Genomic DNA, 14,937 nt, shown 5'->3' with positions numbered 1-14,937 from the left:
CTTATTAAGGCAAGGGACTAGACCATGCATTTCACCATTCAACGCGAAGCCCTGTTGAAACCCCTGCAATTGGTCGCCGGCGTGGTAGAACGCCGCCAGACCTTGCCGGTTCTTTCCAATGTGCTTCTGGTCGTCGAAGGTCAGCAACTGTCGCTGACCGGTACGGATCTGGAAGTCGAACTGGTTGGCCGCGTCCAGCTGGAAGAGCCCGCGGAACCTGGAGAAATCACGGTTCCTGCGCGCAAGCTCATGGACATTTGCAAAAGCCTTTCCAATGACGCGCTGATCGACATCAAGCTCGATGACTCCAAGCTGATCGTCAAGGCAGGTCGTAGCCGTTTCACTCTGTCCACGTTGCCTGCCAATGATTTCCCGACAGTGGAAGAAGGCCCGGGTTCGCTCACGTTCACTCTGGTGCAGAGCAAACTGCGCCGCTTGATCGAGCGCACCAGCTTTGCGATGGCCCAGCAGGACGTTCGTTACTACCTCAACGGCATGCTGCTTGAAGTGAGTGCCGGTATCTTGCGTGCGGTTGCCACCGACGGCCACCGCCTGGCCATGTGCTCGATGTCTGCCGATATCGAACATGCCGATCGCCATCAGGTGATCGTCCCGCGCAAAGGTATTCTCGAAATGGCCCGTCTGCTGACCGAGCAGGACGGTACGGTCAGTATCGTTCTGGGTCAGCATCACATTCGTGCGACGACTGGCGAATTCACCTTCACCTCCAAACTGGTCGATGGCAAGTTCCCGGATTACGAGCGTGTGCTGCCTAAAGGTGGTGACAAGCTGGTGCTCGGTGATCGTCAGGCGCTGCGTGAGGCGTTCAGCCGCACGGCGATTCTGTCAAACGAGAAGTACCGCGGTATCCGGCTGCAACTGGCCAATGGTCAATTGAAAATTCAGGCCAACAACCCTGAGCAGGAAGAAGCAGAGGAAGAAATCGGCGTAGAGTACAACGGCGATTCGCTGGAAATAGGTTTTAACGTGAGCTATCTGCTCGACGTGTTGGGCGTGATGACGACCGAGCAGGTGCGCCTGATTCTGTCGGATTCCAATAGCAGCGCCCTGGTGCAAGAGTCGGATAACGACGATTCCGCCTACGTTGTCATGCCGATGCGTCTGTAACTTCATGTCCAGCGCAACCTAGATGTCTCTTAGTCGCGTCTCGGTCACTGGGGTGCGCAATCTGCACCCGGTGACCCTCTCCCCCTCCCCGCGTATCAATATCCTCTACGGCGCAAACGGCAGTGGTAAAACCAGTGTTCTGGAAGCCATCCATCTGCTGGGGATAGCGCGTTCGTTTCGTAGCAGTCGCCTGCTTCCTGTCATCCAGTACGAGCAGCCCTCTTGCACCGTATTCGGACAAGTCGATCTTGCGCAAGGTGGCCACAGCAATCTCGGTGTTTCGCGCGACCGACAAGGCGAATTCCAGATTCGTATTGACGGGCAAAATGCGAGAAGTGCCGCTCAGCTTGCTGAAATATTGCCACTGCAACTGATCAATCCGGACAGCTTCCGATTGCTGGAAGGCGCTCCGAAGATACGCAGGCAGTTTCTGGATTGGGGAGTGTTCCACGTGGAACCTCGTTTCATGGCTACTTGGCAGCGCCTGCAGAAGGCCCTCAAGCAGCGAAACTCATGGCTTCGGCATGGTACACTTGACGCCGCTTCACAGGCGGCATGGGACCGAGAGCTATGCTCGGCAAGTGACGAAATAGATGAATTCCGTCGCGCCTATATCAAGGCATTGAAGCCCGTCTTTGAACAGACTTTGAGCGAACTTGTTGAGCTTGAAGGTTTGACCCTGAGCTATTACCGAGGATGGGACAAGGAAAAAGAGCTGAGTACAGTGCTCGCCTCTTCCCTGTATCGTGATCAGCAAATGGGCCACACCCAGGCTGGACCACAACGAGCTGACCTGCGCCTTAGATTAGGCGCTCATAACGCGGCGGACATATTGTCTCGCGGTCAGCAAAAGTTGGTGGTCTGCGCATTGCGTATTGCTCAGGGACACTTGGTCAGCCAGGTCCGTCGCGGCCAGTGTATTTACCTGGTAGATGACTTGCCCTCCGAACTGGATGACAACCATCGACGCGCGCTTTGCCGCTTGCTGGAAGAATTACGCTGCCAGGTGTTTATCACCTGTGTAGATCAAGAATTTTTGAGGGAAGGCTGGCAGACGGAAACGCCAGTCGCTTTGTTCCACGTGGAACAAGGCCGTATCACCCAGACCCACGACCATCGGGAGTGATTGCATGAGCGAAAACCAAACGTACGACTCGTCCAGCATTAAAGTGCTGAAAGGACTTGATGCCGTACGCAAGCGTCCCGGAATGTACATCGGTGATACAGACGATGGCAGCGGTCTGCACCACATGGTGTTCGAGGTGGTTGATAACTCGATCGACGAAGCATTGGCAGGCCATTGCGACGACATCAGCATCATCATCCATCCAGACGAATCTATCACCGTGCGCGACAACGGCCGCGGTATTCCGGTAGACGTGCATAAAGAAGAAGGCGTGTCGGCAGCCGAGGTCATCATGACCGTGCTCCACGCTGGCGGTAAGTTCGATGACAACTCCTATAAAGTATCCGGCGGTTTGCACGGTGTAGGTGTGTCGGTTGTTAACGCCCTTTCAGAACTTCTGCTGCTGACGGTTCGTCGTAGCGGCAAGATCTGGGAACAGACCTACGTGCATGGTGTTCCACAGGAGCCGATGAAAATCGTAGGCGAAAGTGACACTACCGGTACTCAGATCCACTTCAAGCCTTCTGCTGACACGTTCAAGAATATCCACTTCAGCTGGGACATTCTGGCCAAGCGAATTCGTGAATTGTCGTTCCTGAACTCCGGTGTTGGCATTGTCCTCAAGGACGAGCGCAGCGGGAAAGAAGAGCTGTTCAAATATGAAGGCGGTCTGCGTGCCTTCGTTGAATACCTGAACACCAACAAGACGCCGGTCAACGAAGTGTTCCACTTCAACATCCAGCGTGATGATGGTATCGGTGTCGAAATTGCCCTGCAGTGGAACGATAGCTTCAACGAGAACCTGTTGTGTTTCACCAACAACATTCCGCAGCGTGACGGCGGTACTCACCTGGTGGGCTTCCGTTCCGCGTTGACGCGTAACCTGAACAACTACATCGAGCAGGAAGGTCTGGCCAAGAAGCACAAGGTCGCGACCACTGGCGACGATGCGCGTGAAGGTTTGACTGCGATCATTTCGGTCAAAGTACCTGACCCGAAATTCAGCTCGCAGACTAAAGACAAACTGGTTTCTTCCGAAGTCAAAACTGCCGTGGAACAGGAGATGGGCAAGTACTTCTCCGACTTCCTGCTGGAAAACCCGAACGAAGCCAAAGCCGTCGTTGGCAAGATGATCGACGCTGCCCGTGCCCGTGAAGCAGCGCGCAAGGCTCGCGAGATGACTCGCCGCAAAGGTGCGCTGGATATCGCTGGCTTGCCAGGTAAGCTTGCCGACTGCCAGGAGAAGGACCCTGCCCTCTCCGAACTGTACCTGGTGGAAGGGGACTCTGCTGGCGGATCAGCCAAGCAGGGGCGTAACCGTAGAACCCAGGCCATCCTGCCACTCAAGGGCAAGATCCTGAACGTTGAAAAAGCGCGTTTCGACAAGATGATCTCTTCTCAGGAAGTGGGCACTTTGATCACCGCGCTGGGCTGTGGTATCGGCCGTGAAGAGTACAACATCGACAAGTTGCGGTATCACAACATCATCATCATGACCGATGCTGACGTCGACGGCTCGCACATCCGCACCCTGCTGCTCACCTTCTTCTTCCGTCAGTTGCCTGAGCTGATTGAGCGTGGCTACATCTACATCGCTCAGCCACCGCTGTACAAGGTCAAGAAAGGCAAGCAGGAGCAGTACATCAAGGACGACGAGGCCATGGAAGAATACATGACCCAATCGGCCCTTGAAGACGCCAGCCTGCACCTCAGCGAATCGGCACCCGGCATCTCCGGTACTGCGCTGGAGAAACTGGTCAACGACTTCCGCATGGTCATGAAGACCCTCAAGCGCCTGTCGCGTCTGTATCCACAGGAACTGACCGAACACTTCGTCTACCTGCCGCCGATAACGTTGGAGCAACTGTCCGACCACGAGGGCATGCAAGCCTGGCTAGCACTGTTCGACGCGCGTCTGCGCACCGGCGAGAAATCGGGTCTGGTCTACAAGGCCAGCCTGCGCGAAGACCGTGAACGTAACGTCTGGCTGCCAGAGGTCGAACTGATCTCCCATGGTCTGTCGAACTACGTCACCTTCAACCGTGACTTCTTCGGCAGCAATGACTACAAGACCGTTACCGCTCTGGGACTGCAGATCAGCACGCTTCTGGAAGAAGGTGCCTACGTGCAACGTGGCGAGCGCAAGAAGCCCGTCACCGAGTTCAAGGAAGCCCTCGCCTGGTTGATGGCCGAAAGCACCAAGCGCCACACTATCCAGCGCTACAAAGGTCTTGGTGAGATGAACCCGGACCAACTGTGGGAAACCACCATGGACCCGAGTGTGCGTCGCATGCTGAAAGTGACCATCGAAGACGCCATCGGCGCTGACCAGATCTTCAACACCCTCATGGGTGATGCGGTCGAGCCACGTCGTGACTTCATCGAGAGCAATGCGCTGGCAGTGTCCAACCTGGACTTCTGATGAGCGTATGATCAAAACATCGACCCCGGCGAAAGCCGGGGTTTTTGTTTGTGCTCTAAAACAGTTTCGCCAGTCGTAGATTCAAGCGGGCCTTTTCCCGAAAGCCCTCCTCCACTTCTACATCCTTGCCGAGTACGGCCTGAACCTGAATAGACGGCGTCAGCATGTGAGTGGCACTCACACGCAGGTAGGTAGTGCTTAGTTGATCGTCTTGATTGACGCCACCCACCCGGTTTTCTCCGCCATCAATATGGCCTCCACCAATGGCAAACCGGGTTTGCGGCGAAACTTTGTAGCTCAGGTAAGCCTGATATTCGTAGCGTGTCTTCTGTTCCAATGTGTCACTACCTGAACCGTAATCATCGTTATCGCTGAACCATGAGACATCCGCAGCGGTGTCTAGAGCCCATCTGGCATTGAAGTGATGGATGTAGGCTGCTTGCAGCAAAAGATGCCAGCGGTTTTCACCCATGTTGAGTGTGTCGTCGTTTTCGTAACTGCCGGTAGGCAAATAAAGGTAAGGCGCCACGGAAAAGACATCCTTATTTGCAGTGGCTAAGGTCCACTTTACCGGTGCGCCGAGAATCAGATCTCCGGTGCCGGTGGTCTGGCCAAGCGCGCTTGCCTCACCACCAGCCTTCAGATGTCCATAAGGCAGGATGAACTGTGGCTCTATCACCGCGTTGTTGCTCAGCGCAAACGAGTGGATATAGCGAAGCAGGCTGACATCGGTCTTGAGCCGAAAATCGTCCGAGACTTTGTTACCGTTGCTGTAAAAGTCCGAGCTTTCAGCGTGTTGTGCATAAACCAGCAAAACGTTCATGCCGGGAGGCAGCGGCTCATAATCGCCTGCGGTGATTTCCAGTGCATGAGTCACGGTCGACCAACACAGCATGGTAGAGCTGGCTAGCACTGAACGGGCAACCAGGTTGAGTCTTTGCATATCTGTTTCCTCAAGGATTAATGCGTGTCAGCGGCTCAGCAAGCCGCTGCCGGGGTGGCAATTGAGGTATTCGAAATACTGGGCCTCACGGGGGATCACCGCGATCTCATGGTAGAGGCGTAACTGGACCTGGAAGTTGAGGGTCTGTACGTACTGCATGAAGCCGCCGAAGATCGCCACATGAGTGGGATGGGTCTTTGCCCAACGCTCCAGGTTGCTCAGGTCATCGAACCAGGCGAGGCCGAAGCTCTTCTCCAAAGGCTCGCCGCTCTCGTTGTCCAGCGCTTGCATGAAGCGACAGCTCAGGCAGCCGACGGTGGCGCCTTCGTCGCGCAGAAACGTCATGCCGGTCTGCAGCACGGGCTGTATGTCGTTCAGGTACAGATCACGTTCCTGTCCGGTGGTGCTGCTCCAGTCCTGCCCGGAGCGAATCAGGCACAGGTTGTCGCGACCGGACATACGCACCCTGCCGGCACGCAGCACGTCCGCACTTGAAGGATTGCTGCTACCTGCCAGTGCATCAGTCTGGGCAAAAGGGATACGGTCGCGGGAACTGCCCCAGTACGCGTGTTCCTGAATAGGCTCACTCATGTGAGTGGCCAGGTGAGTAACACCTTCGGGCACATCCGGCGCGGAAAACAATGTTTCGAAACGCTCGGTGCTGGGGCAAACGACCTCTAGGAACCATCCCAGCGGTCCTGTTTCACGAGCCGGATCCTGCCACCAGCGCAAGAACCCCGAGCTGTTTCGCCACTGATTGAAAACGTCCACGTCGTGCCAGTAAGCGATTGCTATGCAGGTATTGAAACCATCCGCGTCCACGCAACGTGCGCTGTCCCAATACTGCGGACCTGAGTCGCTATCAAAATGATCGGTTATCGCTGCCAGTTCTGGCACACCTACAGGGAGGAGGGACTGGACGCCGAAATAAGCCATCACCACCTGCCCTGCCAGCGGATCGAAACGCGCGGACCATGCAGGAAAAGGTGGTTGATAGCCCTCGGGCAGATTGCTGTTCAGCTCACGTGGCTTGCGCAGATGTTCAGGAATCGCTGAGTGCATGTCACACCTCCAGCGCGATGTCAGGCCGAAGCAGCTCGATGGACTCACTGCTGATCGGCAGGCCTGGCAGATCGACTACACATGGAGTGGGATTGGGATTGAACATCAGACGAGTCACGTCGGGACGTGAGTAATGTCCAGCCGGGTCGGCTGCTACTTTGGCCAAGGTCAATGCGGCTGGATCAAGTGTTGCGTAGAGCAGACCTTCCTCATGTTCGCCCAATGGGGTCGCCAGATCACTTCCGTCCGGACCAAAAATCCGTGCGTGCCCGCCACCGGCCTGCAGCAGGCTGCGTTTGGCATCACTGTCGCAAAGCATTTCGATCATTTCAGGGGAAACGATTGCACAGGGTGCGAGGACGAAGCATTGCCCTTCTGCGGCATAAACCCGCGAAGCCGCAGTATTGACCTCGGGGCCCAGGGCACTCGTGGCGTTGCGGTACAGGCTGAAGCTTGGCCAGGCCGCTACGTGAATCTGTTCGTTCTGTGCGTACATGGCGTACTTGGAAAGCGGTTGCAGGTGCTCCCAGCAGCAAAGCGCACCGAGAACGCCGACAGGGGTTTCAAAGGTACGCAATGATGCACCGTCGCCTTCGCCAAACATCGTACGTTCCACATGAGTAGCCTTGAGCTTGCGACGCACGCCAACCGTTTCACCGTGATCGTCGATGATCCACTGACCGATATACAGCGACGCTTTGTTGCGCTCGCTGTAACCGAGCACCACATAAATACCGAGATGGCGAGCTGCATCGCTGATACGTCGGGCCTGAACACTGTCCAGCACCAGCGACTGCTGGTGATAACTCTGCACCAACGGCATGTTCCAGGCCGGTGCGTCGAGCCACAAAAACCACGGATAGCCCGGAATCCACGTTTCCGGGAATGCAATCAGACCGGCTCCGGCGGCTGCCGCCTGCTCCATCAGGGTTATGGTCTTGTCTACGGTGGCGTCCAGATCCAGGAACACGGGCGCAGCCTGCACACAGGCGACTTTCAAAGGCTCTTTCATCGTCAAAACTCGAATGGCTGTTGGATGGCCACAGGCTATGAGCTTTCCTGGCGACGGTATTAGGACGTAAAGGAACGGCTTTTTGACTGCAAGGGATAGGCTGACAGGGATGGTTTCAGACTTGCATGGCGATTGGCTCGACGCATCGAAGTGCAGGTTGAACGCGATGAGCATCTATTTCGATACCAACAGCATTACCGTGCGGGAACGGGCAGAGTTCTGGCAGGAAGTGGTGTGCAGTACTTTCGTGCCATTGGAATGTGCCTTCCCGGATCGACAAAACTTCCAGGGTCGTTTGCGCTCGCATAGCGTCGCAGGGCTTGGCTTGGTTGAAGTACAGGCCTGCGAGCAGACGGTCGTTCGAGATACCTCGAGTATTTCGCGCAGTGACGACGAGTTCGTATTGGTGAGTCTGGCGCTTGAAGGCCGGGCACAGGTGTCTCAGGAGGGACGCGAAGCGATATTGGAGGTCGGCGACTTTGCTATCTACGACACTCGTCGCCCTTACCGACTGCACTTCGACAGTGCGTTCAGTCAGACCGTGGTGCAAATCCCGCGCAACAGTCTGCACCAGCGCCTGTGCAATCTGGAGTATCTGACCGCTTTATCCATGTCTCGCGATAACCCGCTCAATGGACTGGTCTTCGACTTTTTTACCGGTCTGGCTGCACTCGAGAACCGGGTAGGCGAATCGCAGCAGTCGCGGATAACCGAGCAAGGGCTGGACTTGTTGGCAATGGCTTTGTCCGAAAGAGTCAAAGGGCAGGCACAAGGTTCGAGACGCAGTGGCTTACTGCTGCGCATCAAGGACCATATTCAGGCCAACCTGGCAGATACAAAACTGTCTCTGGCCAGTGTCAGCGTCCGATTCGGAGTGAGCACGCGCTATGTCAGCAGCCTGTTTCAGGATGAACAGACCTCGTTCGGGCGCTATCTGTTGGGCTCCCGGCTACAACGCTGCGCCAGTGATCTGCGCGAGCCATTACTCGCCAATCGACAGATCAGCGAGATCGCCTGGCGTTGGGGATTCAGTGATGTCGCTTACTTCAGCAGAGTCTTCCGCCAGCGCTTCGGAGTGCCTGCAAGGGAATATCGGCTTGAAACTTCGCCAACCCCCCGGCATAAAAAAACCGACCTCTTAAAGGTCGGTTTCTGATACATCATCAAAACTTATGCACGTTTTTCCGGTTTTTATAGCCTGAAAAAATATGTATACGAATTAACAGGTTAGGCAGCCTTTTTCAGCGATTTCAGAAAAACCGTACACAGGTTATCCACAAAATCACGCTGGGACTTTTTCAGGGCTTGCTGCCGGTGCAACAGGCGAGCCCATCGCGCGCTGTGCGTCCACATTCCAAGCCTGCACACGATCATTCAACGCAGCAATGGCGCGCGGGCCTGTACCTTCTGCGTACATCGGTTCGCCAATCACCACCTGAATAGTGCCTGGCTTTTTCGCCCAGCCATCCCGAGGCCAGTATTTGCCAGCGTTATGCGCGATAGGCAGGACTGGCAGATCAGCGTTTACCGCCAACGCAGTACCGCCGCGAGAGAATTTTCCGACCTGGCCATAAGGTACGCGTGTGCCCTCCGGGAAGATCAGCACCCAGACGCCATCCTTGAGGAGTTCGTCGCCCTTCTTGGCGATTTCCCGCAGTGCGGCTTTAGGGTTATCGCGGTCAATGGCAATGGGGCGCAGCATCGCCATGGCCCAGCCGAAGAACGGCACGTAGAGCAACTCACGCTTGAGGACCTGGCTCAGTGGTTCGAAATACGCCGACAGGAAGAAAGTCTCCCAGGTGCTCTGATGGTTGGAGATGATCACACAGGGCGTTTTCGGTACGTTTTCTGCGCCAGTCACTTCAACCTGGATGTTCAGGAACACCTTGGTCAGCCAGATGGCGCAGCGGCACCAATAGACGTTGATGAAGCGATAGCGAGCTTTGAACGGCAGAAAAGGCGCAATGAAAAAGCTCAATGTGCACCACAGCAAAGAGCTGGTGCCCAGCAACAGGTAAAAGAAGAAGGTCCTGATTGCCTGCATGATCGACATAGTTACGTTTACCGTACGGGCAGGTGCCCGCTCCTTGAGCGTCCTGAACCTGATGAGCTAATTGTTCAGTGAAGTGCTGTTGTGGATAAGTTCTGCGGCAACCGCCGCCAGATCGTCAAAAATCAACGTGCCTGCCGGCACTCCGCCGTCCATCGTTTTACGGCCTTTGCCGGTCATCACCAACACAGGCTGAGAATCGACGGCCAAAGCGGCCTGCAGGTCACCTTTACTGTCGCCCACGAACCAGAGACCTTTGGGGTCTACTGCGTAATGAGTGGCGATGGCTTGCAGCATGCCGGGTTTGGGCTTGCGGCAGTTGCAGCCATCGTCTGGCCCATGTGGGCAATAGACAATCAAACCGATCTCGCCACCCTGCTCTGCCACCAGCTCGCGCAAGCGCGCATGCATGGCGTCCAGCATGGCCAGATCATAATAGCCTCGGGCAATGCCCGACTGGTTGGTGGCGACGGCCACCGTCCAGCCAGCCTTGCTCAGATCTGCGATAGCCTTGATCGAGCCGGGAATGGGCACCCACTCCTTCACTGACTTTATGTAAGCATCGGAGTCATGGTTAATGACTCCGTCTCGATCAAGTATCAGCAGTTTCACCATCCACCCCTTCTCAGCCCAGCAGCGAGATATCGGCAACGCCAAGGAACAGGCCGCGCAAACGCGACAACAAGGCATAGCGGTTGGCGCGCACATTGGCGTCTTCCGCGTTGACCATTACCGCTTCGAAGAATGCATCGACCGGCTCACGCAACATCGCCAGACGCGCCAGCGATTCGCTGTACTGACGCTCGGCAGCCATCGGCTGGACCGCGTGGTCAGCCTGCTGGATGGCCGAGTACAGCGAGAACTCGTTGGCGTTGTCGAAGTACTTGGGCTCGACGGTCTGGGCAATGCTGCCCTCGGCCTTGCTCAACAAGTTCGATACACGTTTGTTCACTGCGGCCAGTGCTGCGGCCTGTGGCAGTTTGCGGAAGGCCTGGACTGCCTGGACGCGTTGATCGAAATCCAGCGCCGAAGCCGGTTGCAGGGCACGCACCGAAAGGTACACCGCCACGTCGACGCCTTCGTCTTCATAGCGCGCACGCAGACGATCGAAGATGAAGTCGAGCACCTGTTCCGCCAGACCGGCTGGCTTGATCTTCGCGCCGAACTGCGTGACGGCGAACTTCACCGTTTCGATCAGGTTCAGGTCGAGCTTCTTCTCGATCAGAATACGCAGGATACCCAACGCAGCACGACGCAGCGCATACGGGTCTTTGCTGCCGGTGGGCAGCATGCCGATACCGAAGATACCGACCAGCGTGTCGAGCTTGTCGGCAATCGCCACCGCAGCACCGGTCAGTGTGGTTGGCAGTTCGGCACCTGCGCCACGCGGCATGTACTGCTCGTTGAGCGCCAGTGCGACATCTTCAGGCTCGCCGTCGGCCTTGGCGTAGTAGTAACCGGCGATACCCTGCATTTCCGGGAACTCGCCGACCATTTCGCTCGACAGGTCGCACTTGGACAGCAGACCAGCCCGTGCAGCACGCTGGGCGTCGCCGCCAATGCGTGGGGCGATGTAGGCAGCCAGTTTCGAGACACGCTCGGCCTTGTCGAACACGCTGCCCAACTGCGCCTGGAACACGACGTTCTTCAGGCGATCGTTGAAGGTTTCCAGCTTCTGCTTCTTGTCCTGCTTGAAGAAGAACTCGGCGTCGGTCAGGCGTGGACGAACCACCTTCTCGTTACCGGCAACGATTTGCGCCGGGTCCTTGCTCTCGATGTTGGCCACGGTGATAAAGCGCGGCAACAGCTTGCCGTCGACATCCAGCAGGCAGAAGTATTTCTGGTTGTCCTGCATGGTAGTAATCAGCGCTTCCTGAGGTACTTCCAGGAAGCGCTCTTCGAATGAACACACCAGCGGAACCGGCCATTCGACCAGACCGGCCACTTCGTCCAGCAGGCTTGGCGGCACGATGGCGGTGCCTTCCTGTTGGGTGGCCAGCTCGTCGACGCGCTTGCTGATGATCTGCCGACGTTCGTTGAAGTCGGCCAGCACATGAGCGGCGCGCAGGTCACTGAGGTAACCGGCAGGCGAAGAAATACGCACGTCTTGCGGGTGATGGAAGCGATGACCGCGCGAATGACGACCCGCGCTCTGGGCAAGGATCGTGCAGTCCACCACCTGATCACCGAACAGCATCACCAGCCACTGGGTCGGACGCACGAACTCTTCCTTGCGGGCACCCCAGCGCATGCGCTTGGCAATCGGCAGGTCGTTCAGCGAGTCTTCGACGATAGTCGGCAGCAGCGACGTGGTCGGCTTGCCGAGGATGGTCTGGCTGTAGCGCAGTTTCGGGCCGCTCTGATCGATTTCGCTCAGATCGACGCCGCACTTCTTGGCGAAGCCCAGGGCGGCCTGAGTCGGGTTACCGTCGGCATCGAACGCTGCCTGACGCGGTGGGCCGTCGAGGTTGACGCTGCGATCCGGTTGTTGCGTGGCCAGTGCGGTAATCAGCACGGCCAGACGACGCGGTGCGGCGTAGACCTGTTTGGCGCTGTAGGTCAGACCTGCGCCTGCGAGGCCTTTTTCAATACCGGCGAGAAACGCATCGGCCAGGGAAACGAGGGTCTTGGGTGGCAGTTCTTCAGTGCCCAGTTCGACCAGAAAATCTTGAGCACTCATTGCGCTGCCTCCAGCTTGGCCAACACTTCATCGCGTAGATCGGGTGGCGCCATCGGGAAGCCGAGACGGGCCCGAGCCTGCAGGTAGGCCTGAGCCACCGAACGGGCCAGCGTGCGTACGCGCAGGATGTACTGCTGACGCGCTGTCACGGAAATCGCGCGACGGGCATCCAGCAGGTTGAAGGTGTGCGAGGCCTTGAGGACCATTTCGTAGCCGGGCAATGGCAGCTCCAGCTCGATCAGGCGTGCGGCTTCGCTTTCGTAGAAGTCGAACAGCTCGAACAGTTTGTCGACGTTGGCGTGTTCGAAGTTGTAGGTCGACTGCTCCACCTCGTTCTGGTGGAACACATCGCCGTAAGTCACTTTGCCGAACGGGCCGTCAGCCCAGACCAGATCGTAGACCGAGTCCACGCCCTGCTGGTACATCGCCAGACGCTCAAGACCGTAAGTGATTTCGCCGGTAACCGGGTAGCACTCCAGGCCGCCGACCTGCTGGAAGTAGGTGAACTGCGAGACTTCCATACCGTTGAGCCAGATCTCCCAGCCCAGGCCCCAGGCACCCAGCGTCGGCGATTCCCAGTTGTCTTCGACGAAACGCACGTCGTGCACCAGCGGATCGAGGCCGATGTGCTTGAGCGAGCCCAGGTACAGTTCCTGGAAGTTGTCCGGGTTGGGCTTGAGAATCACCTGAAACTGATAGTAATGCTGCAGGCGGTTCGGGTTTTCGCCGTAGCGGCCGTCAGTCGGGCGACGGCTTGGCTGTACGTAAGCGGCGTTCCAGGTTTCCGGGCCTACGGCGCGCAGAAACGTGGCAGTGTGGAACGTGCCGGCGCCTACTTCCATATCGTAGGGCTGAAGTACCACGCAACCTTGTTCTGCCCAGTATTGCTGGAGGGCGAGGATCAAGTCTTGGAAGGTACGCACGGCTGGCGTAGGCTGGCTCACAAATTTCACCTGTGCTGGGCTGCGATTCAAAGAGCGGGAGTATACCCGATTCGGCCGCACGTCCACTCCTTGGGAGCCCTATGACACGCTGCTTTTGGTGCAACGAAGACCCTCTGTACATCGCTTATCACGATCAGGAGTGGGGAGTGCCGCTGCGCGATGCGCAGAAGCTCTTCGAGTTGCTTTTGCTCGAAGGGTTCCAGGCCGGGCTGTCGTGGATCACGATTCTCAAGCGGCGGGCGCGTTATCGCGAAGTGCTGCACGGCTTTGACGTCGAGCGCCTGGCGCAACTGAGTGATGCCGAAATAGATGCGCTGATGCTTGATCCGAGCATCATCCGCAACCGCCTCAAGCTCAAGGCGGTGCGCACCAATGCGCGGGCCTGGCTGGCACTGGAAGACCCGGTCGCGCTGCTCTGGTCGTTTGTCGGCGGTACTCCGAAGATCAATCACTTCAAGGATCGCAGCGAAGTCCCGGCGATTACCGCCGAGGCCGAAGCGATGAGCAAGGCACTGAAAAAGGCCGGTTTCACCTTTGTCGGGCCGACCATCTGTTACGCCTACATGCAGGCCAGCGGCATGGTCATGGACCACACTGTCGATTGCGATCGGTATGCGATCCTGAGCCGCTGACGGTTACACTACCCGCCTCGAGAATCTGGGAGTCATCTGTGGATAAGTTCAAAGGCGCCGTAATGGTCGGGGCGTTGCGATTGTTTGCGCTGTTGCCGTGGCGCGCCGTGCAGTGGGCAGGCACCGCGATTGGCTGGCTGATGTGGAAGTTGCCCAACCGTTCGCGGGAAGTGGCACGGATCAACCTGTCCAAGTGCTTCCCAGAGTTGAGCGAGCCGGAGCTGGAAAAGCTGGTCGGCCGTAGCCTCATGGACATCGGCAAGACCTTGACCGAAAGCGCTTGTGCGTGGATCTGGCCTGCGCAGAAATCGATCAACCTGGTGCGTGAAGTCGAAGGGCTTGATGTGCTCAAGGACGCGCTGGCTTCCGGCAAGGGCGTGGTTGGCATCACCAGTCACCTCGGCAACTGGGAAGTGCTCAATCACTTCTACTGCAGCCAGTGCAAGCCGATCATTTTCTATCGTCCACCCAAGCTGAAAGCCGTGGATGACTTGTTGCGCAAGCAGCGTGTGCAGTTGGGCAACCGGGTGGCGGCGTCGACCAAGGAAGGCATTCTCAGCGTCATCAAAGAAGTGCGCAAAGGCGGTTCTGTGGGTATTCCGGCCGATCCGGAGCCGGCTGAATCTGCGGGTATCTTCGTTCCCTTCTGCGGCACCCAGGCGCTGACCAGCAAGTTTGTGCCGAACATGCTGGCGGGCGGCAAGGCAGTGGGTGTGTTCCTGCACGCCATGCGCCTGCCGGATGGTTCGGGCTACAAAGTAGTGCTGGAAGCCGCCCCCGAAGCCATGTACAGCACCGACACCGAAACCTCTGCAGCGGCGATGAGCAAAGTGGTCGAGAAATACGTGCGAGCCTACCCGAGCCAGTACATGTGGACCATGAAACGCTTCAAGAAACGCCCGCCAGGTGAGGCGCGCTGGTACTAGAAAAGACTGGAC

At 57.3% G+C, this 14,937-nt stretch carries 13 protein-coding genes; 6 read left to right on the top strand and 7 right to left on the bottom strand.

Annotation, left to right across the window (positions count from 1 at the left end):
• Positions 1 to 24: 24 nt before the first annotated feature.
• From dnaN to gyrB, 3 genes are read left to right on the top strand one after another with little or no spacing between them, the layout of a single operon-like run.
• Positions 25 to 1,128: a DNA polymerase III subunit beta gene (gene dnaN, locus RGM3321_RS22095; protein ID WP_244394837.1), complete on the top strand. Its 1,104-nt coding sequence runs from the start codon at positions 25 to 27 to the stop codon at positions 1,126 to 1,128.
• A gap of 22 nt (positions 1,129 to 1,150) precedes the next feature.
• Complete coding sequence (gene recF, locus RGM3321_RS22090) at positions 1,151 to 2,254, top strand: DNA replication/repair protein RecF (RefSeq protein WP_244394836.1); 1,104 nt, start codon at positions 1,151 to 1,153, stop codon at positions 2,252 to 2,254.
• A 4-nt stretch (positions 2,255 to 2,258) separates the two neighbouring features.
• A complete protein-coding gene (gyrB, locus tag RGM3321_RS22085) occupies positions 2,259 to 4,676 on the top strand; it encodes a DNA topoisomerase (ATP-hydrolyzing) subunit B (protein ID WP_244394835.1) in 2,418 nt (805 codons plus the stop codon).
• Positions 4,677 to 4,731: 55 nt separating this feature from the next.
• On the opposite strand, the gene RGM3321_RS22080 is transcribed toward gyrB, so the two are convergent.
• The 3 genes from RGM3321_RS22080 to RGM3321_RS22070 are packed head-to-tail and all read right to left on the bottom strand — an operon-like array spanning position 4,732 to position 7,693.
• Positions 4,732 to 5,619, bottom strand: a complete 888-nt coding sequence (locus RGM3321_RS22080; protein WP_244394834.1) for a transporter — start codon at positions 5,617 to 5,619, stop codon at positions 4,732 to 4,734.
• A 27-nt stretch (positions 5,620 to 5,646) separates the two neighbouring features.
• Positions 5,647 to 6,681 carry a phenylacetaldoxime dehydratase family protein gene (locus tag RGM3321_RS22075; RefSeq protein WP_244394833.1) on the bottom strand — a complete coding sequence of 345 codons (1,035 nt, stop codon included), beginning with the start codon at positions 6,679 to 6,681 and terminating at the stop codon, positions 5,647 to 5,649.
• 1 nt (position 6,682) lies between these two features.
• Entirely contained in the window at positions 6,683 to 7,693 is a 1,011-nt protein-coding gene (locus RGM3321_RS22070; protein WP_244394832.1) for a nitrilase, read from the bottom strand.
• Between the two features lie 166 nt (positions 7,694 to 7,859).
• Here RGM3321_RS22070 and RGM3321_RS22065 point away from each other — a divergent pair, with 166 nt between their 5' ends.
• Complete coding sequence (locus tag RGM3321_RS22065; protein WP_244394831.1) at positions 7,860 to 8,849, top strand: helix-turn-helix domain-containing protein; 990 nt, start codon at positions 7,860 to 7,862, stop codon at positions 8,847 to 8,849.
• A gap of 126 nt (positions 8,850 to 8,975) precedes the next feature.
• Here RGM3321_RS22065 and RGM3321_RS22060 read toward each other — a convergent pair whose 3' ends face one another.
• The 4 genes from RGM3321_RS22060 to glyQ are packed head-to-tail and all read right to left on the bottom strand — an operon-like array spanning position 8,976 to position 13,367.
• Complete coding sequence (locus RGM3321_RS22060) at positions 8,976 to 9,746, bottom strand: lysophospholipid acyltransferase family protein (protein WP_244394830.1); 771 nt, start codon at positions 9,744 to 9,746, stop codon at positions 8,976 to 8,978.
• A gap of 57 nt (positions 9,747 to 9,803) precedes the next feature.
• Positions 9,804 to 10,358 (bottom strand): D-glycero-beta-D-manno-heptose 1,7-bisphosphate 7-phosphatase, encoded by a 555-nt coding sequence (gene gmhB / locus RGM3321_RS22055; RefSeq protein WP_244394829.1) that lies wholly within the window; start codon positions 10,356 to 10,358, stop codon positions 9,804 to 9,806.
• A 10-nt stretch (positions 10,359 to 10,368) separates the two neighbouring features.
• Positions 10,369 to 12,423 carry a glycine--tRNA ligase subunit beta gene (glyS, locus tag RGM3321_RS22050; protein ID WP_244394828.1) on the bottom strand — a complete coding sequence of 685 codons (2,055 nt, stop codon included), beginning with the start codon at positions 12,421 to 12,423 and terminating at the stop codon, positions 10,369 to 10,371.
• Positions 12,420 to 13,367, bottom strand: coding sequence for a glycine--tRNA ligase subunit alpha (gene glyQ / locus RGM3321_RS22045; protein ID WP_002551326.1), 948 nt, complete (start codon positions 13,365 to 13,367; stop codon positions 12,420 to 12,422). The genes glyS and glyQ overlap by 4 nt, the downstream gene beginning before the upstream one ends.
• 80 nt (positions 13,368 to 13,447) lie before the next feature.
• Between glyQ and RGM3321_RS22040 the strand changes: the two genes are divergently transcribed.
• Both RGM3321_RS22040 and RGM3321_RS22035 read left to right on the top strand, forming a co-directional pair.
• A complete protein-coding gene (locus RGM3321_RS22040) occupies positions 13,448 to 13,999 on the top strand; it encodes a DNA-3-methyladenine glycosylase I (RefSeq protein ID WP_244394827.1) in 552 nt (183 codons plus the stop codon).
• A 38-nt stretch (positions 14,000 to 14,037) separates the two neighbouring features.
• Complete coding sequence (locus RGM3321_RS22035; protein WP_058402478.1) at positions 14,038 to 14,925, top strand: lysophospholipid acyltransferase; 888 nt, start codon at positions 14,038 to 14,040, stop codon at positions 14,923 to 14,925.
• Positions 14,926 to 14,937: the final 12 nt, after the last annotated feature.

The organism is Pseudomonas sp. RGM 3321, from assembly GCF_022836805.1.
GTDB lineage: Bacteria > Pseudomonadota > Gammaproteobacteria > Pseudomonadales > Pseudomonadaceae > Aquipseudomonas.
The sequence above is the reverse complement of the archived record's forward strand: the minus strand, read 5'-3'. Positions and strand labels throughout refer to the sequence as shown.